8 protein-coding genes are annotated in these 19809 nt (G+C 65.0%); 3 read left to right on the top strand and 5 right to left on the bottom strand.

The features are described from left to right. Nucleotides 1-12: 12 nt before the first annotated feature. Together acpS and AC1TQG_RS16995 are read right to left on the bottom strand one after the other, a co-directional pair. The gene (gene acpS, locus AC1TQG_RS17000; RefSeq protein WP_482138864.1) at nt 13-417 is read right to left on the bottom strand and encodes a holo-ACP synthase AcpS; all 405 of its coding nucleotides are present in this window, start codon (nt 415-417) and stop codon (nt 13-15) included. Nucleotides 418-420: 3 nt separating this feature from the next. Continuing rightward, the gene (locus AC1TQG_RS16995) at nt 421-9639 is read right to left on the bottom strand and encodes a fatty acid synthase subunit beta domain-containing protein (RefSeq protein WP_482138862.1); all 9219 of its coding nucleotides are present in this window, start codon (nt 9637-9639) and stop codon (nt 421-423) included. Nucleotides 9640-10074: 435 nt separating this feature from the next. On the opposite strand from AC1TQG_RS16995, the gene AC1TQG_RS16990 reads away from it, so the two are divergent. Beyond that, on the top strand, nt 10075-10509 hold the full coding sequence (locus AC1TQG_RS16990; RefSeq protein WP_482138860.1) for an HIT family protein: 435 nt from the start codon (nt 10075-10077) through the stop codon (nt 10507-10509). After that, nucleotides 10502-11272 (top strand): SIR2 family NAD-dependent protein deacylase, encoded by a 771-nt coding sequence (locus AC1TQG_RS16985; RefSeq protein ID WP_482138858.1) that lies wholly within the window; start codon nt 10502-10504, stop codon nt 11270-11272. Before AC1TQG_RS16990 ends, AC1TQG_RS16985 begins: the two co-directional genes overlap by 8 nt. Here the strand turns inward: AC1TQG_RS16985 and AC1TQG_RS16980 are convergent. The 3 genes from AC1TQG_RS16980 to AC1TQG_RS16970 form a co-directional block, all read right to left on the bottom strand. Continuing rightward, entirely contained in the window at nt 11269-15432 is a 4164-nt protein-coding gene (locus AC1TQG_RS16980) for an AAA domain-containing protein (protein ID WP_482138856.1), read from the bottom strand. The two genes, AC1TQG_RS16985 and AC1TQG_RS16980, sit on opposite strands and share 4 nt — an antisense overlap. Before the next feature lie 101 nt (nt 15433-15533). Continuing rightward, nucleotides 15534-15869 carry a rhodanese-like domain-containing protein gene (locus tag AC1TQG_RS16975; RefSeq protein WP_482138855.1) on the bottom strand — a complete coding sequence of 112 codons (336 nt, stop codon included), beginning with the start codon at nt 15867-15869 and terminating at the stop codon, nt 15534-15536. A gap of 158 nt (nt 15870-16027) precedes the next feature. Next, complete coding sequence (locus tag AC1TQG_RS16970; RefSeq protein WP_482139873.1) at nt 16028-17767, bottom strand: DEAD/DEAH box helicase; 1740 nt, start codon at nt 17765-17767, stop codon at nt 16028-16030. 222 nt (nt 17768-17989) lie between these two features. Between AC1TQG_RS16970 and AC1TQG_RS16965 the strand changes: the two genes are divergently transcribed. Continuing rightward, complete coding sequence (locus tag AC1TQG_RS16965) at nt 17990-19780, top strand: AMP-dependent synthetase/ligase (RefSeq protein WP_482138853.1); 1791 nt, start codon at nt 17990-17992, stop codon at nt 19778-19780. Nucleotides 19781-19809: the final 29 nt, after the last annotated feature.

The following is a 19809-nucleotide window of genomic DNA, read 5'->3' as shown; positions in this document are numbered from 1 at the left end:
CGAACGGGTGATTCAGTCTTCTTTCGGGGCCTCTTCGATGACTGCCACAGCTGCTGCCATGTCACCGTCATGGGTCAGCGAGATGTGCACGACAGTGCCTTCCAGATGCCCGGCGATCTCGCCACCCAGTCTGATCGCAGGCCGACCCCACGTGTCGGTGACAACCTCGATGTCGCCGTGACGGATCATCGGCAACAACGGCTTCCGCGCGAACCGACTCACCGACCAGGCCTTGATGACGGCTTCCTTTGCCGCCCACCGCGCAGCCAGATGCCTGGCGTCATCGCCGGTGCCGGATGCAGAGTCGCGACGCTCCCCCACCGTGAACCGGTCGGCGAATGTGGTGCCCGGCTGCTGCAGCTGCTCGGCGAAGCCGGGGATCGACACGAGGTCGATCCCCACTCCGATAACCGTCATGACTCAGTAGTGTCCGTTGGCCGACAACCGGGCGTCACCGTCGAGCAGCATCGCCGCTTCCTGGTCACCCTCGTACGCGCTGTCGTCGAACCGTCGGTTCGGCGGCCGCTGGTAGGCGGGCTTTCCACCGAACATCGACTCCAGCAGACGCTGCTGTCCCAACCGTGAGCGCTCTGCGGCCGCGGTCCGGTACTGCTCACGCTGAGCCGGATCAAGCGATGCGACAAAGGCTTCCGGATGCACGACGGCGATCAGTCCGGAGACGTGACCGAATCCGAGGCTGGTCAGCAGACCTGCCTTGAGTGCAAACCGGTCACCGAAGTGCAGCGGCTCGGTCGGCCAGACGAGGTGCTTGTACTCCTCCATGGCCTCGTCGACACAGTCCAGGCTGCGGTTCGGCGGGATGACGCCATCGCGCAGCATCTGGCACAGGCCGATCAGCTGGAAGGCCGCGGCACCACCCTTGGCGTGACCGGTCAGCGACTTCTGCGAGACCACGAACAGCGGCGCACCATCGCTGCGGCCGATGGCCGCGGCGAGACGCTCGTGCAGGTTCGCCTCGTTGGGGTCGTTGGCCTTGGTCGAGGTGTCGTGCTTGGAGACCAGCGCCACGTCGTCCGGGCTCACACCCAGCTGGCGCAGCGACCGGGCGAAGCCCGAATCCTTCTGTCCACGAGCCGCACCCAATGCACCGATACCCGGCGCCGGGATGGACGTGTGGACGCCGTCGCCGAAGCTCTGTGCCCAACCGACAACTCCGAGAACCGGCAGACCCATCTCGGCCGCGACATCACCGCGGGCGAGGAGGATCGTGCCGCCACCCTGGGATTCCACGAATCCGCCGCGCCGACGGTCGTTGGCGCGAGAGTAGCGACGCTCGTTGATGCCCTGTGCGGCCATCTTTGACGACTCCGCGGTGGCCGACATGTCACCGAATCCGACGATGCCCTCGATACCGAGGTCGTCAAAACCGCCGGCGACCGCGAACAGCGCCTTGCCGAGCTTGATCTTGTCGACACCCTCTTCAACCGAGACGGCGGCGGTGGCACAGGCGGCGACCGGATGAATCATCGCGCCGTAGCTACCGATGTACGACTGCACCACGTGGGCGGCAACAACATTCGGCAGAGCTTCCTGCAGGATGGCGTTGTCCTTGGCCTCACCGGTGAAGGTGTCGAGGTACAGCGACCGCATCGACGTCATGCCACCCATACCGGTGCCCTGGGTGTTGGCGACCAGCCCCGGGTGCACCCAGCGCATCAGTTCGGACGGTTCGAATCCGGAGGCCAGGAAGGCATCCACGGTGGCGATCAGGTTCCACAGCGCCACGCGGTCGACCGACTCGGTCATGTCCGCCGACACGCCCCAGCGGGTGGGATCGAATCCGGTGGGGATCTGACCGCCGACGGTGCGGCTCAACTTGAACTTGCGTGGGACGCGGATCTCGGTGCCCGACATGCGGGTCACCTGCCATTCGCCGCTCTCCTGGTCGACCTTGATCTTGGTCTTGTCGGGAGCCGCGGAGAGGAACGAGCGCGCCTCTGCCTCGGACGCCACCGAGAAGGTCAGGTCGTTGTCGAGGAACACCGACGTCAGCAACGGTGAGGTGTTGTCGATCATGTCGCCGTCGTCGACGTACCGACGAATGCCACAACGTTCCACCACAGCGTCGTGGTAGCGGTCGGCGATCTCCGCCTCCGCCACGGGATCACCGGATTCGGCGTCGTACCACCCCGGCTTCGGGGTGGCTTCCCAGGTGATCAGTCCGGTGCTCCAGGCCAGTTCGAGCACACCGGCGGCCGACAGTTCTTCCGCGACCTCCATCTCGAAACGGGTCCGGCTGCTGCCGTATGGTCCGAGCTCTCCGGCTCCGACGATCACCACGAGATCCTCGGGGCGGGCGTCGATGTTGCCCCACGCCGGAGCGGTCGACTCGGGTGCGCGAGCCGGTGCGGGCAGTGCCGCCACGGTCGGCTCGTCGTCTTCGGTGTCGTCCTCGGTCGCGGCAGCCGCGTCGGCCTGTGCCTGCGCCAGTGCCTTCATGTCGAGTTTGGCATCGCCGAGCCCACCGGTCAGATCGAGCTGCAACGGTTCGGTGCGTGCCTGCGCACGCGCCTCGGGGGTGACGGCCTTGAGCAGCTCGGTGGCCATCTCGGCCGTCGACCACGTCTTGACGCCGGCAGCCTCCACTGCCTCGACGAGTCCGTCGTTGTGACCCATCAGGCCGGTTCCGGAGACCCAGCCGATCAGGGCGTGGGCCAGGGTGACCTTCGAGTTCCACGAATCCTCGGCGCCCCAACGCTTCACCAGCGCATCGAGTGCAGCCTTGGATTCGCCGTAGGCACCGTCTCCACCGAACATTCCACGGTTCGGGGAACCCGGCAGCACCACGTGCAGACGGGCGGCCAGGTGATGATCGGCGGCAATGTCACCGAGACCGGCGATCAACCGCTCGACCGACCACAGCAGCACCTTCATCTCGAGTTCGGCGCGACCACCGGCATCGGTGAGGTCGCCGGCAACCCGCGGCGCGGCGAACGGGAACAGCAGCGTCGGCTTGAGGGCCGGCTTCACCACACCTGTTTTGCTACCGAGGTTCTCGGTCTGTTCGCTGCTGATCCACGAGACGAGCTCATCGACGTCGGTGTACGACGACAGGTTGGCCGGAACCACCCAGAGCGCAGCGTTTCCGCGGGCGCTTCGGCGGTACAGCGACTTGAAGAACGCCAGGCGGCCATCGTCCAGACGCGAGGTCGTGGCGACAACCGTTGCGCCGTCGGCCAGGAGTTGTTCGACGATAGCGGCCGCGATCGAGCCCTTGCTGGCGCCGGTGACCACTGCGACGTCGTCGGCATACGACGACGGCTGCGGATCCTGTGCGGCGTGGGCGATCTGGGCGTACAGGCGCGAGTGCTCCTGGAACCCGTTGGCCAGGGCCTTGCCCTGCCACCACGTCGCCTGATGGCACACCGTCTCACCGGCACCGATGAAGCGCGCGGCGATGTCGTAGAAATCCTGGTCGAGGACATGCTCGTCTTCGATCCACAACCGTGCCAGATCCTCACGGGAGCTGGCCCAGCGATCGTCGATCAGGATCGCGCGACGCTCGTCGAACGCCGGCGCCACAACGCGTAGCCAGTCCGAACCGAGTTCGGCGTTGACGCGCTCGAGGGCGACGGTGTTGTCCTCGGCAGGCTCGCCTGCCAAATCCTCATCGGCAAGACCGAGCTTCTCCAGGATGGTCCTGGCGGCCGAGGCCAGTGCCCCACTGCGTCCGGTGAACTGTTCTGTCAGCTCGCCCAGCGCAGCAGCGTCGATCGTGCCTCCGCCACCACCGCCACCGACGGCCGGCTTGGACACCGGAACGCCCTTGATGACGCCGACTTTCGCGACCGCAGCGTCGATCAGAGCATCGACGGCGTCGGTGTTGGCGGGTGCCGTCGAGATCAGGTCACCGAGATCGCCACCGCGCACGCTCACGCCGTCACGGCTTCCGAGTGCGACCGCAACGGTGGTGTGCAGTGCCCAGCCGGGGCCGAGCTGCCAGACCGAGGTGACGCGGTCTTCGATGTACGACGAGCGCTTGCCCGCCGGTCCGAAGACCTTGCGGATCTGATCGCCCACCGCGTCGGTGAGCACCGATCCCAGCGGCTTGTAGCCACGGGCCAGCGCGTTCACGGTTGTCGACAGTGCAGGCATCTCTGCTTCGGCCGCACCGTCGATCGCACCCAATCCGAGCTCGCCCCCGATGTCGAGGAGCAACTGGTTGCGACGCGATGAGACACCGTCACACAGCGCCTCGATGGTGTCGGCCGATCCGATCTGATCGACACGGATCTTGGTCCAGAGCGCGATCACCGAGTTGACGGCGTCGGTCGGACCGAACGAGATGTCGTCCGGACGCGGACCTGAATCAGCCGGAGCCGCAACAGGGGCCGGAGCCGCGGCGACAGGCGCAGCAGCTGCCGGTGCGCCGGACTCGGCCGGAGCCTGCGCCACGACGTCGTCGTCCTCGTCGAACTCAGGCGCGCTGTCCTTGGACAGGATGACGTCGGAGTCGCGCTCGATGTTGAGCACCTGGACGATCGCCTGCTGGTAGTCGTCGAGCTTGAGGGTGTTGCCTGCCAGGCCGCTCAGTGTCGGTGCGGACTTCACGCCGACCTCGACGAAACGCTCGACACCGATGCCGCCACGCTCGGCTGGGGTGAACAGCAGATCCTGCGTCTCGATCCACCGGACCGGGCTGGCGAACTGCCAGGCCAGCAATTCGATCAGGATCACCCGGGTCAGGGCACTGGGCTTGGCGCTCCACGAATCCCAGTCGGCCAGAACCTCGTTCAGCGGCTCGGACGGAACCAGGTCGGCGATCTCCTGGACGAAGTCGCGGCCCAGGTTGAACATCCGCGGGACCAGGTTGGGGACATAGCGGCCGACGAGGATGTCGGGGTCGATGTGCTCGGGCAGCAGATCGTCGAGACGAAGCCGGAAGTCGGGCACACCGGCACGCAGGACCGTCGAGTGGAACGGAACGTCGATGCCGGGGATGACGATGAACGAGCGTTTGCCACCGGTCTTCGCGCGGCGCACCTCGATTTCGGCCTCGAGTGCTTCCAGACCCTTCACGGTGCCGGCGATGGCGTACTGCGAACCGAGCAGGTTGAGGTTGACGACCTCGACGAACTCGCCGCTGCGCTCACCGGTCTCGTTGACGAAGGGGATGACGTCGGCGTCGGCCAGACCGAACTGGCTGGGCCGGATCGCAGCCATCTGGTAGTCGCTGCGGCCCTTGGCATCTCGCGGCACGAGATGGTGCATCGCCTCACCGCGCTGGAAGACGACCTCGAGCACGGCCTCGAGCGGGAGGACCCCGGCACAGGCGGCCAGCGCGTTGTACTCACCGACCGAGTGGCCACAGGTGATCGCGCCCTCGATGAAGCCTCCGGACTCTTTCAGTTCGGCGATCTGAGCAACACCGAGAGTTGCCATCGCAACCTGGGTGAACTGCGTCAGGAACAGGACGCCGTCGGGATGCTGGTAGGTGGTGCCGCCTGCCGACAGCGTGGTCGGGTTGTCGCGGACCACGGCCAGGATCGAGAAGCCCAGTGCGTCACGGGTGTGCTTGTCGGCACGATCCCAGATCTTGCGGGCGGCCTTGGAGCGGGCGCGGGCGTCGAGACCCATGCCCTTGCTCTGGATGCCCTGGCCCGGGAACGCGTAGACGGTCTTGGGCGGTGCCAGCAGTCCGGTGGCCTGCATGACCAACAGGTCGTCCACCTTGCAGGTGACCTCGATGATGTCGCGGCCGGCGTCCATGCCGACGCGGTCGACGCGGATCGTCACCTCATCTCCGGGGCGGACCATGCCCAGGAACCGAGCGGTCCAGCCCTGCAGTGCGCGCGGAACCGGGATCGGGTTCTTGGAGTCGGTGGCCGTCGCCACGTGCTGCGCGGCGGCCGAGAGCCACATGCCGTGCACGATCGGACTGCCGAGTCCGGCCATCTTGGCGGCCGAGTCGTTGACGTGGATCGGATTGTGGTCACCCGAGACCAGCGCAAAGCCGTGCATCCGCGACGGGGTGGCAACCTTGGCCTCCCGCAGCTTCTTCCGGGTTGCGTCACCGGCCTTGGCACTCAGGGCGCCTCCGGCACGGTCCGGATCGGACAGCTCTCCGGCACCGGTGCGTCCGCGCACCGCGAACCGCTCGGCCATCTCAGCGATGACACGCGCTCCGTCGGCGATGGACACGACAACGGTGATCACGCGGCCCAGGTCGGTGTCGGTGACATCGGCAAGTGTTGCGGTGACGGTGAACTCGGCCTTGGTGCGGGGCAGCTCACCGACGGTTGATGTCACGTGGTCGAGGTGGACCAGATCGAGCAGGCCCTCGACAACGGGTGCGCCGTCGTCGGTGGTTGCCGCGCCGATCACGCTGAACACGGTCGGCCAGCAGAGCCCGACGAGGGTGTCGGGGTTGGCAAAGCCGCCTGCGCCCTGCGGCAGTGAGGCGCTCAGATGTTCGGGCAGCGTGTATGCGGTCACGGCCGCATGGTCGGCGACAGCTTCCGGATCCCAGGTCGCGGTGGTGGTCGCGGTGCGGTCGGCAACCGCGGTCAGCGATCCGCCTGCGGCAACGGTGAGCAGCTGGCGCATCGCACCGGCGGCTGCGTCGACGGTCACCTTCGGGGCGCCGCCGTCGAAGATGGAACTGTCGACGACCATCGGGATCGAGACGATTGCCTTACCGATCGGCACGTTCAGGACAGCGCCGTCGTCGGTGCGTTCGAGTACGGCACCGCTGGGCTCGTGCTCACCGCGGTCTGAGGACGGGAACTCCCAGGCATCGCGATCACCCAGCAGCGCAATCGGATTGGCGACCAGACGACCCGACCACTGGACGTTCAGGGCTTCGATGACACTGCCGAGGACTCCGTCGACGTCGACCAGTCCGGCCCGCAGCCGGGCACTGATCGGCTGCGGCTGCTCGCCGGCGCCGACCAGATCGGTGACGACCTGGGCCTCGAAACGGTTGAGCAGGTCTCCGACAGGCTCGTCGACACGGGTGATGCCGGCAACGGCAACGGTGCCGGGGATGATGCACACCTCGTCGGCACTGTAACGAGGGTCGTGGGCCTGCCACAACGAGTCACTGCGCCACCAGCGGCGGACGTCCTTGTCGACGACCGGCACGAAGTTGACCGGCTTACCCGGGGTGCGGCACAGCTCGAGAAAGAACACCAGATCGGCGGGATGCAACACATCCGTGCCTGCCGACGGATAAACCGCGATCAGTGCATCGATTGCGGCACCGGCGTTGTCGGTGGCCGAACTGTGTCCGAAGAGGGTGGTGATCTGGCCGCGATCGGCATCGTTGAGGCGGGCCTCGGCGCGCTGCAACATCTCGATGAAACGCTGACGCCAGGTGATATCGGCCCAGGTCGCCTCGCCGGTGGCCTCGCCGACGGCAAGCTCGACATAACGCTCGAGCCACTGCTGGTAGGTCATCTGCGCAACGTCACCGAAGTACGGCTTGGCGGTTCGGGACAGCGCCTCGATGATCTCCTCGCGACGCTCGGCGACAGCCTCTTCGTCACCGGCCACGTCGTCGAGCAACCGGCCACAGCGTGAGGCGGCGTTGTCGATCTCGTGGATGTCAGCACCCAATTGGCTTCGACCGGAGGCCATTCCGGCAGCGGCGAATCCGGCCCCGATCCACTCGTCACACCCTGGGGTGTTGACGAGGAGTTCCTTGACCTGCGGCGAGGTGGTCGCCTCTTTGGTGGCCATGGCGGCGGTGCCCACGAGGATGCCGTCGAGCGGCATCAGCGGGTAGTCGTGCGCGGCCGACCAGGCACCGGTCAGGTACTCGCTGGCGCGCTCGGCGGTGCCGATGCCACCACCGACACAGATGACGACGTTCGGGCGGGCCCGCAGCTCACCGTAGGTGGCCAGCAGCAGCGCGTCGAGGTCTTCCCACGAGTGGTGTCCACCGGCGCGGCCACCCTCGATCTGCACGATCACCGGGTAGTGCGGCACCTCGGCGGCGATCCGGATCACCGAGCGGATCTGGTTGATCGTTCCGGGCTTGAATGCGATGTACGGGATATTCGCATCGGCGAGTTCCGACACGAGGGCGACTGCCTCGTCGAGCTCGGGGATGCCGGCCGTCACGATGACGCCGTCGATCGGGGCACCGTTGGCGCGGGCCTTCTGCACCAGGCGCTTGCCGCCGATCTGCAGCTTCCACAGGTACGGGTCGAGGAACAGGGTGTTGAACTGTGCCTGGCGACCGGGCTCGAGGAGCTCGGTCAGCTTGGCGATGTTCTCGGCGAAGATCGCCTCGGTCACCTGTCCGCCACCGGCGAGCTCGGCCCAGTGGCCGGCGTTGGCGGCCGCGGCAACGATCGCGGGATCGACCGTAGTCGGGGTCATGCCGGCCAACAGCATCGGCGAGCGACCGGTCAGACGGGTGAACGCGGTCTCGACGACCTGTCGGCCGTCGGGCAGCGACACGATGCGGGGACGGTAACTGCTCCACGGGGTCTGGACTTCGGGGATGCCGCCGGGTGCGAACAGGTTGCGCTGTCCGCCGCGTTGGCTGACGGAGATCAGGCCGATGCCCTGTCCGCGGACCACGGGGACGCTCAGGCGGGTGGCGACATCGCCGGGTCCTAGGTCGAGGATCCACTTCGCGCCTGCGCTGATCACGTCGTCGAGGGCATCAACCCAGTTGACCTGATCGACCAGGACGGCAGCGGCGAGCCGACGCGCGGCGACCTCGTCGATGTCGCAGGCGGCTGCCCACTCGGCGACCAGGTCGCAGGCGGCTTGCAGCGAAGGGTGGTGGAAAGCGATCGACACGGAGAGCGGATCGAAGACCGGCGCGAACGGAGAACCACCGGTGAGCTTCTTCTTGCGGTCCGCGGCCTCAGCGGCGGCGACTGCCTCACAGCGGGCGATGAACGCGGCCAGGTGACGCGGTGCGCCGGAGAGCACGACCGAACGGCGGCCGTTGATGATCGAGACAACCGGTGCCGACACGCGGTCGGATTCCTGCAGTCCCTGCGCATAGTCGTCGACCAGAACCTGGATGCGGGCGGGATCGACCTGGGTGACCGAGAGCATCGGGCTGCCTGCGGCGTCCACGGACAGGCCTCGGCGGCGGGCGATCAGCGCGCCGGCGGCACCGATGAAGTGTGCAACCGCAAGCAGTGCTCCGTCACCCAACCCACCGTCGGCGGATGCGGACCGGACGGCCTCTGCGGCGAGCACGCCCTGCGAATGACCGACAGCGGCCACCGGGGGCAACGCGTCGATGTCGAGGCCCTGCTTGCGGTTCGCGCTGATGGCGGCAAGCTGCGCCAGCAGGATGCCGGGTACCGACACCGGGGCGGCGGCAAGGGCCGAGCCGGCAGGCAAGGCCTCTTCGCTGTTGTGCGCATGCACCCAACTCAACGGGTGGAAACCATCGGGACGCACGGCCGAGAGCTGATCGGATACCGGCTCGATGAGTCGCTCGGCGGCTTCGACGATCTTGGTGGTGCTGCGATCGAGATCTGCGTCGATCACCAGTTCGGCGAGCACGGGCAGCCACGGGCCGCCCTGTCCGCCGAAGCTGACCGCGTAGGGCTCACCTTCGCGCAGTCGGTCGATCAGCGATCCATCCGGGCGCGGGGCCCGAGGCGAGTTCTCTTCTGCTCCTGCGCGAAACTGGTGAATGGTCACGGGGCTCCCTAATAGCTGTTCAATCTTGATGGTTTGCGGGCGTGACACCGCTCATCGTCTTGGTTGCGCACCTGCGAGCCGTTCCCACCCGTCAGCGACCACTACGCTGTCGATCATGTTGAGCTCCAACATGATCCATCTCCAGAGCCAGGCCTCGACGCCTGGCGTCGTCAGATGCGCATGGAGACCATGTTTACACACAAAAATGAGGCTTTCCTCATGTTTGAAAGTGACCGGCGGGTATACCCGTCGGTAACCTTGCCGGGAATCCCTCGACGAATACCCCAAGGCTGTCGAACCATCGGAAAACAGCAGTTCACACCACCCGAACGACCGCTCGGCCGGTGCAAATCGGACACACAAAGTTGTTATCGAACCGTTATAATTGAATATGTCACTGATCGCGCCGTTCTTGGCCACCACTAGGGTGAGCGCATGACGGAGTGCATCTTCTGTGCCATCGCCGACGGCTCATCACCTGCCCACGTCGTCTACGAAGACGTCGACATCCTGGGATTCCTCGACATCCGCCCGGTCCGCCCCGGCCACACCCTGTTGATCCCGAAAAAGCACGCCGCCGACCTCGCCGAATTGAGCCCGGAACTCGGCGGCAAACTCTTTGTCGCAGGCCAGAGGGTTGCTGCCGCGCTGCGCGCGTCGTCCATCGCCGCCGACGGCGTCAACCTCCTGGTCAACGACGGGCGTGCAGCATTCCAATCGGTCTTCCATTCACATCTGCACGTGGTGCCGCGTCACCATGGTGACAAGCTGACCCTGGCAAAAGGGTTGTTGACCAGACGTGACTCCGACATGCCTGCCACTGCTGCGATTCTGCGCGCCCAATTGGAGACCTCGACCACCGATGACTGAATCCGAACTCGACCCGGCGCCAGCAGAACTGGTGCGAGACGCCGGATGGGTGACGGTCTGCTCAGGCGCCGGAATGTCCGCCGAGAGCAACGTGCCGACTTTCCGCGACACACAGACCGGCCTTTGGGAACGTTTCGATCCGACCGAACTGGCCACACCGGAAGCCTGGTCCCGCGACTCCGCGATGGTCTGGGCCTGGTACCAGTGGCGCGCCAAACTCGTGCGTTCGACCACCCCCAATCAGGGTCATGTGGCGCTGGCGCAGTGGGCCGAATGTCGCACCGTTTCGGTGATCACCCAGAACGTCGACGACCTACACGAACGCGCCGGTAGCGACGTCATCGCGCATCTCCACGGCAGCCTGTTCGAACCCCGGTGCTCGAACTGCGAGCTGCCCTACTTCGGTATCGACGCCGATCCGGAGATCGCGACCGAGACACCGCGCGTGGAACCGCCCTCGTGCCCACAATGTCTGTCAGAAATACGCCCGGGTGTCGTGTGGTTCGGCGAACCGCTCCCCTCCGATGCCTGGAGTCGCGCGGTCGACGCCGCGCTCGGCAGCGACCTGCTGATCGTCGTGGGTACATCGGGTCTGGTCTACCCTGCCGCATCACTGCCCGAGCGAGCTCTCGCCGCCGGCATTCCGGTGATCGAGATCAACCCGGAGCCAACACCTTTGAGTTCATCGGTCACCCACTTCATGCAGACCACCGCGGGCGCGGGCCTTCCCGCACTACTGCGGGAGGTCCGGACTACCGGTTAGTCGCCGCCGGTCAGCGCCACCGGCACCCACGGGTCGTCGACCGGCCCGCCCGCGAGGTCCGGGCCCACCGAATTGGGTCGCACACCACGCTTTTCGAGTTCATCCCAGAGTCCATCGAGGGCATGTTCCGGATTGAGCAGGTACTCCGATTCCCGTACCCGCCAGAACCGCCAACCGCACCGTCGGAGTTCACGCTCGCGCTCCATGTCGGCTCGGGCCTGTTCGGGCGTACTGGTGAACTCGTCGCCGTCGCACTCCACTGCCAGCCGGGCATCGCTGCCGGTGACAACCAGATCGACAACCCGATTGTTCACAACGACTTTCGGATTCACATAGAATCCCCGGTCGACCAGGTCGACAAAGATCTGCTGCTCGAACAGTGAATCGAAAGGTTCCGCACGTGTGGTCGGGGTGACACCGGTCGGCATCGGATCGACAAGGGCACCTTCGGTCTTCTGCATGTAGGTCAGCAACGAATACCGAAGATCGTTGTCTTTGAGATCGTCGGGCTGGACGGAATGGACAAGCCACAGCTGTTCCATCGCGCGAGATGCCGCGACATTGATACGCCGCTGAGATTCACTGCGCCGCAAAGCATTCACGTTGGTATCAGGGCAGACCACCATCGACAGGAACACCACATGTCGCTCGTCGCCCTGGAAGTCCGGCGGTGTCCCGATCCGGAGGTTGCGCTCCCGCCATACCTGCGGATCCAGCGCTTCCCGCAACATCTGGGTGAGAAGATCCACCTGCCGTTGACCCTGCAGCACCACCACACCGAAGGACATGCCGTCGTAGCGGGGATCCTCCATGCACTCGGTCACCACACCGACCAACGCTGCGGCCTCGTCGGCATTGACCAACGAGGAGTTGGTTCCGGTACTCCGGGCGTTCTCGACGTAGCGGGTACGCAGCGGCGGCAACCTGTCAGCACCGAACTGGCGCACCGGGATCAGCGGCGAATCCGGATAGAACTGCCGACTGGAGAATTCGATGATCTCCGGCATCGACCGGAAATGCTCGCGCAGGCGCACCACATGACCGAACCTCGTCCGAAGCATCGAGAACAGGCTCGACCGCGGAGTCAGGCTGTCACGCATGTACTGCGGGATGTCGGGTAGGTAGGTGTCGAGCTTGGAAAACACCTCTTCCATGCCCGAGCCGCCGAAACCACCCGGTGCACACTGCCGGTCGTCGCCGACGACGATCACCCGCGGTGCCAGCCAGAGTAGGAACAGGCTGGAGATGTCGGCCTGACTGGCCTCGTCGACGATGACCACATCAAACGAGTTCTGCGCCGGCGCAACCGAACTGAGGACCTGCGCGATCGGCATGATCCAAGCCGGTACCGCAGTCTGCGCCTGCGCCATCGCGGAGCGTGCTGCCAGCCGGAAGCGCTCGGCATGTTTACCCGAACCCTTACCGATGTTGGTGATGTGGTCGCGATACGACTGCAGTGCCTGCACCTGACTGACGGTCATGTGCTCCAGACACTCCCGCCAGGCACAGGCCGCAGCCAACCGGGCGGTGAAGTGCGTGATATCCGCCTCGACCTCATCGAGATCCGCTTCCAGGCGGCCCTCGCGGTCGGGGTCGCTGCGCTCTTGGGCCCATTGGTAGGCGCGTCGCCATGACCAGGCCGCTTCGAGATCTTCGAGCCGATCTTCCCAGACGGGATCCTCTGCGGTCTCGACAAGAAGCTTGACAAGGGCAGGCGCCTTCGCCTTCAGTCTCAATTCCAAAAGATCTAGAGCGCCCTGGTTTTCGAGTTCGACGCGGGCGTTATGCCATGCCCGGCGAGCTTCCAGAACTGCATCGGCGTCCGCGGCGCGTACCGCTGCCAGCAGCGCGTCACCTTCCGGCGACGGTCCCTTCTCGACCTCGGCCGACAGTGCCCGTGCCACGTCGTCGAGCTCGCGTCGTGCCAGGACCCCGTCGTTGGCCGCGGCAATCGCACCTGCCTGCCGCGCAACCTCTTCGACCTCGTCGATGCTCTTCGGCCGCGGGCCGCCAGGGCTGATCGCATTGAGCTCACGGACCAACTGATCACGGCCGGTCAGTAGTTCGGAGACCCAGGCCAGCTGTCCGTCGAGACGTACCAATCGACCGAGTTGCACCGATCGTGTCCCGGAGGTGTCCATCGGCACGCCCACCTCGGACAGGATCGCCTGCACGCGGGAGACCGCGTCGAGCACACCGAGATGATCGGCCACCAGGCGCAGCGACGCCGCATCCGTCGGTTCACGCCCGTCCACGGTGAAGGTGGCACCGAGATCCTCGACTGCCTTCTGCTCCGGCGCTTTTCGGAAGCGCGACCGCCACTGGCCACCGGACTCGAGGTATTTGGCTGCCTTCTCGTAGAGCACCGCGTCGCCGGGCGCGGCACCGTGACCCTCGACCGTGTGGGTGCCGATCCGGGTGTCACGTTCGGTGGCGTCGTCGATCACCGCAGACAATGCGGTGACCCGATTCCACAGGTAGGAGGCCTCACCCGAGAGCAACCGGTCTGCCATCTGCTGCAGATGTGGTGGGAACGTGCGGACTTCGCGCACGGCGGCGCCGAGCCGATCACACCTTGCCTTCACCCGCAGCAACCGGGCACTGTCGACATCGGCCAGGATCGCGAGCAGCGAACCGCTGCCGACCATCTGTTCGGTGGGTCGATTGCGTACCCGGTTACAGATCGACTCGAGTTCCACTGTCCCGGGCAGGATCAGGTCCAGGTCGGGCAGATGCTGGCCGATCCGGCTCGCCCACCGGTCGGTGCGACGACCCAGTAGCTCGAGCAACCGATCGAACTCTTCACGCTCGAGCGGCGGCAACGGACTGTGTAGCGGTCCCGGTAGCCAGTCATGCTGCGCGGCAACCTCATTGCACTGCCGGACGATGCCGGCGGCGGTACCGCTGTAGCCGGCAGCAACCCACTCGTGCTTTTCGGTCTCGGATTCGCGCAGCTGCCAGATGTCGCGCAGGATCTGTTCCCGCTTGGACCGGGCCTGGTCACGCTTGGACCGCAGGTTCTTGATCTCGCTGGTCGCCACACGTGACTGGAAGCTGCCCTTGCGGTTGGCGATTGCCTCCACGCTGTCGATCAACGACTGTGAGCCGTCTTTGGTGACGTCGGTGATCGACACCGCCAGTTGCTGTACTTCGACGGGCAGTTTGTCACGCAGTACGTGCAGGGCCTGCGCCTTTTCGGAGACGACCAGCACCCGCTGACCTTTGGCCAGCAACGCGGTCATCAGATTGGCGATCGTGTGGGTCTTCCCGGTTCCGGGCGGACCCTCGACCACGACGCCACTGTCGAGACCGAGCTGGGCCAGGATGTCGCGCTGCTCGACGTTGGACGGCAACGGATAGAGCGCGTCCTCGATGAGTTCTTCAGCCGACATCGCGCCACTGTCACGCAGGCGCCGGACACGCTCTTCTGCCTCGACCGGTTCGACCAGCTGTGCCAGACCGATCGGGATCTCATTCGACTCGTCGCGCAGAGCCGCGATCATCGACTCGTAATAGTCGAGCAACGGTGCGAAGCCACGTCGACGGAGTACCAACGCGGGCTCCAGATCGACCGTGACCGACGCCGGATCATCGGCAACCGCGCGACGCCATTTGGTGAAGAACTTCTCGATCGAGTCCGCCACCGGCGAGCGCGTGGTGGCCAGCTGGCCGGACAGTTCGGCCGAGACAGTCAGATCGAAACCGTCGAGACCGGTCAGCAGATGGCCGGCGTGCAGTTCTGGTTGCGAGCCACCGGCGAGCTTCACGGTGATGATGCCCGCGGTGTGGTCATGGACGGCGACGACGGGTTGGGTCACGAGATGCTCGCGGACCAGGACCGGGTCGCCATACGTCAGCAGCCCCGAGGCGAGCACCAGTTCCAGGGACTCGGGACGTTCGGCCAATTCGTCGACCGCCTGCGCGAGGAGGTCATACGCGGTGTTCTGCGCTGGATTGTCGCGCGAGAGTTCGGTGATCACCTGGCCAACGGCAGCGTCGCGGTTGATCGAGATGTCATAGCCGTCGCCGAGCCACACCACGCCGGCGTGCTCGCTCACGTCACGTATGACGGACGATTTCGCGCGGATCAGTTCATGCAAGAACTGCAACAACCGCAGAACCCTGCCACGCCGGTCGTCGCCGGACACCGAATCGGTCATCACGTCCTCGAGTTAAGCCTCAGGTTGACACTATTTATCACCCTGAACGCTACCCGCTGAAGCGTCTCGGTTCACACCGCGTGTCTGTTAACGGCCTGTCGTCACTTGTGGCTGATGGCACCGCGCAATGCGCGGTACCCACCGACAACGTAATGCACGTTCGTATAACCCAGGGCTGCGATCGTTTCGGCGATCCGGGACGCTTGTGACTTCACCGACACCACATCGATTTCGGTGTCGAATCCGTCGATCACCGGGATCCGGCGGCTCGAACCCGGGTCGAAGGCATCCTCCAACTCACCGGGTTCCACCACCACAGCCCCGGGCAAACTCCCCTGATGCCGCATGACTTGTGGTCGCATATCGACCACGATTGCTGTCCCACGATCCCGACGCTCGGCTGCATCAGCTGCCGAGATCGGATCCGCTGTCGCCACTGAACCCATACTGTTCCTATTGCTTTCGAGAGATGTACATGTGCCACTGGTGAGTTCGTGTCACCAGACTGCATTGTTACGGGAAGATCTCATTTTGTCGAATACTTCCCCAACACGGACATGTCTTCCAGCGATAGGCGCAGGCCCGGTGTACCTACCTACCTGGGGCCGCGGCCTGCAACTTTCTGCGTACCGCGCCGATCTCGACTGAACGACTTGTTGCCGTAGCTCTTCGCACCGCCACCCTGCGCGCGACCGCCGCGGGGCGAGCCCTCGTCCTTCTTGATGCCGATGGGAACACCGGCGATCCGAGTGCTCCGCAGCCGCGACAACGTGTCGCGATCGAGGTTGCGAGGCAGCTCGACCAAGGAGTGGTCGGCCCGAATGCTGATGTGACCGAAATCGCCACGGGACAGGCCGCCCTCGTTGGCAATCGCACCCACGATTGCACCCGGGGTGACGTTGTGCTGCCGGCCGACCGCCAGGCGGTACGTCGCAAAATCGCCGTCGCCTTGTCCGGAACGCTCAGTACGTTCCTTGCGATCACGGTCTTTGCGCTCGCTCGCAGGCGGGTCCGGTGACAGCAGGAATCCGCCATCACGCGTTTCGAGTGCCAGCGCGGCCGCGATGTCAGCCATCGTGACGTCGTTCTCGCTCGCGTAATTCTCGATCAGCTTGCGGAACAGATCGAGATTGTCCGATCCCAGATTTGCGGTGATCGACTCCCCGAACTTCGCCACACGCTGCGCGTTGACGTCGTCGACGCTCGGCAGACCGATTTCTTCCAGCGGCTGACGAGTGGCCTTCTCGATGGCGCGGAGCAGGTGACGCTCACGCGGCGACACGAAGAGCAGCGCGTTACCCGAACGACCGGCGCGGCCGGTACGACCGATCCGGTGCACGTACGCCTCGGTGTCGTGCGGGATGTCGTAGTTGAGGACGTGCGAGATCCGCTCGACATCGAGGCCACGGGCCGCGACGTCGGTTGCAACCAGGATGTCGACCTGACCGTTCTTGAGCTGAGCAATCGTCCGCTCGCGCTGCGCCTGGGCGATGTCACCGTTGATCGCTGCTGCCGAGAAACCGCGCGAACGCAGGCGTTCGGCGAGATCCTCGGTGGCCTGCTTGGTACGGACGAACACGATCATCGCGTCGAATGTCTCGACCTCGAGCACACGGGTCAGCGCGTCCATCTTGCGCTGGTGAGAGACCTGCAGATAGCGCTGCGTAATGTTCGACGCAGTCGCGGTCTTGGCCTTCATCGTGATCTCGACGGGGTTCTTCAGGTACTTCTGCGACAACCGCCCGATGGTCTTCGGCATGGTGGCCGAGAACAGTGCCACCTGCTTGCTGTCGGGGGTGTCGCGCAGGATGCGCTCGACGTCCTCGGCAAAGCCCATGTTGAGCATTTCGTCCGCCTCGTCGAGGACGAGGTAGTCGAGCTCGGAGATGTCGAGGGTGCCCTTGTCGAGGTGATCGATCACGCGACCGGGTGTACCCACAACGATCTGGGCTCCGCGGCGCAGACCGGACAACTGCACGGTGTAGCTCTGGCCGCCGTAGATCGGCAGCACCTTCACACCGGGCAAGTGCACCGAGTAACGACCGAAGGCCTCGGCCACCTGCAACGCGAGTTCACGCGTCGGTGCAAGGATCAGCGCCTTGGGCTTGCGAGCACTCGGATCGATATTCGAGAGAATCGGCACCGCAAAGGCGGCGGTCTTACCCGTGCCCGTCTGTGCAAGACCCACCACATCCCGACCCTCGAGGAGCGGCGGGATAGTCGCTGCCTGGATCGGCGATGGGGTTTCATAACCCACGTCCGTAAGCGCCTGCAGCACGCGGGGATCCATCCCGAGGTCTGCGAAGGTCACGGTTTCTTCATTTTCGGCGGCCATATCACTCGTGGGGGCCGCACCAGTACTGTCTGTCATCGCTTTCCACTGTAGCCGTGATCAGCCTGAATCCGTTATTCGTAACCCGAGCGGTGAGCAAGCGACACACCTACACTGCCAGTCCCCTACTCGCGAGTAGGGAGAAAAGGTAACCTGGCCCACAGTTACCGGTGTCCGAATTGTCGGCCACCCACTGTCCGCCATTCGTTTCCACTGGAGGCCAACGTGCAAGAGATCACCGTCCCCTCGGACTTTGTTGTTCCCGAGAAGGCGTCCATCGTCGATTCGATGCTGAAGCACCGCGCCGAGTCACCCACAAAAACACTGTTCAAACGCCGCTCGGCGGATGGTTCCTGGTTTGACGTCACCACCAAGGAGTTCGCCGATCTGGTCGACAAGGTCGCCAAGGGCTTCATCGCTTCGGGTGTCGGCCCGGGTGACCGCGTCTCCATCCTCTCGGCCACCCGCTATGAGTGGACCGTTCTCGATTACGCCGTCTGGCGGGCCGGCGGCGTCACCGTCGCCATCTACGAGACCTCGTCGGCCTCGCAGGTCCAGTACATCGTCGAGAACTCCGGGACATCGCTGTTGGTTCTCGAGACCGCTGACCAGAAGTCACAGCATTCTCCCGTACTGGCCGACCTCGCCGAGCCCAAAGAAACCCTCGTCATCGATGAAGGTGCCGTCGACGAGCTGGTCAGGCGAGGCGAGGCGATCGGCGACGACGAGCTCGAACTACGCCACGCCAACGCCCTGGCCTCCGACGTCGCGACGCTGGTCTACACCTCCGGGACCACCGGCAAGCCCAAGGGCGTGGCACTGACCCATGCCAACTTCATCCATGAATGCCACGCGGTCCGGGTGACCCTCGGCGAACTGATGTCCGAGGGCAGCTCCACACTGCTGTTCCTCCCATTGGCACACATTTTTGCCCGGGTCATCTCGGTGGCATCGGTCGAGCACCTCGTGCAGCTCGGCCACACCACGGTGTCCCCCACACTCATGGACGAACTGGCCGCCTTCAAGCCGAGCTACTTGCTTTCGGTCCCCCGGGTCTTCGAAAAGGTCTACAACGGGGCCAAGCAAAAGGCCGAGGACGGTGGCAAGGGCAAGATCTTCGCCGCCGCAACCGACACCGCCGTCGAATACTCGAAGGCACTGGACACCGGCGGTCCCGGCCTGGTCCTCAAGCTCAAGCACAAGCTGTTCGACGTGCTCGTCTACTCGAAGCTGCGGACCGCACTCGGCGGCAATTGCGATAGCGCGGTCTCCGGTGGTGCCGCTCTTGGCGCGCGCCTGGGCCACTTCTTCCGCGGCATCGGCGTTCCGATCTACGAGGGCTACGGCCTCAGTGAGACCACCGCAGCCGTCACCGTCAATGCCGAAGGTGCACAACGCATCGGAACCGTCGGGCGCCCTGTGCATGGTCAGTCGGTCGCGATCGCCGACGACGGTGAGGTCTTGCTCAAGGGACCGGTGGTCTTCGGGGGCTACTGGAAGAACGAGCAGGCCACCAAAGAAGCCATCAAGGACGGCTGGTTCCACACCGGCGACATCGGAACACTCGACGACGGCTACCTGTCGATCACGGGCCGAAAGAAAGAACTGATCGTCACCGCAGGCGGCAAGAATGTCTCGCCGGCCCAGATGGAAGACGCCGTCCGCGCCCATCCACTGGTGAGCCAGGCACTCGTGGTCGGCGACAACAAGCCGTTCATCGCCGCCCTGGTCACCCTTGATCCGGAGGCACTGCCGGGCTGGCTCGAACGCCATGACCTCCCGGCAGACACGCTGATCGCAGATCTGTTGGAGCACAAGGACATTCTTGCCGACGTCGATGAAGCGATCGCCGCGGCGAACGCCCTGGTATCCAAGGCCGAGGCGATCAAGAAGTACCGGGTCATCGAGACCGACTTCACCATCGAGTCGGGCGAACTGACGCCGACCCTCAAGCTCAAGCGCAACGTGATCCACGATTCGCACACCGCCACCATCGAGGGTCTCTACACGAAGTAGGCAGTCAGAAACCTTGCACGGCACAGATC

It is taken from the genome of Williamsia sp. Y844 (assembly GCF_056786475.1).
The sequence above is the reverse complement of the archived record's forward strand: the minus strand, read 5'-3'. Positions and strand labels throughout refer to the sequence as shown.

Bases quoted from the DNA above. Each gene is read 5' to 3' on its own strand.
- AC1TQG_RS16985 (WP_482138858.1), top strand. From the start codon at position 10,502: ATGACTGAATCCGAACTCGACCCGGCGCCAGCAGAACTGGTGCGAGAC.
- AC1TQG_RS16990 (WP_482138860.1), top strand. From the start codon at position 10,075: ATGACGGAGTGCATCTTCTGTGCCATCGCCGACGGCTCATCACCTGCC.
- AC1TQG_RS16970 (WP_482139873.1), bottom strand. From the start codon at position 17,767: ATGGCCGCCGAAAATGAAGAAACCGTGACCTTCGCAGACCTCGGGATG.
- acpS (WP_482138864.1), bottom strand. From the start codon at position 417: ATGACGGTTATCGGAGTGGGGATCGACCTCGTGTCGATCCCCGGCTTC.
- AC1TQG_RS16980 (WP_482138856.1), bottom strand. From the start codon at position 15,432: ATGACCGATTCGGTGTCCGGCGACGACCGGCGTGGCAGGGTTCTGCGG.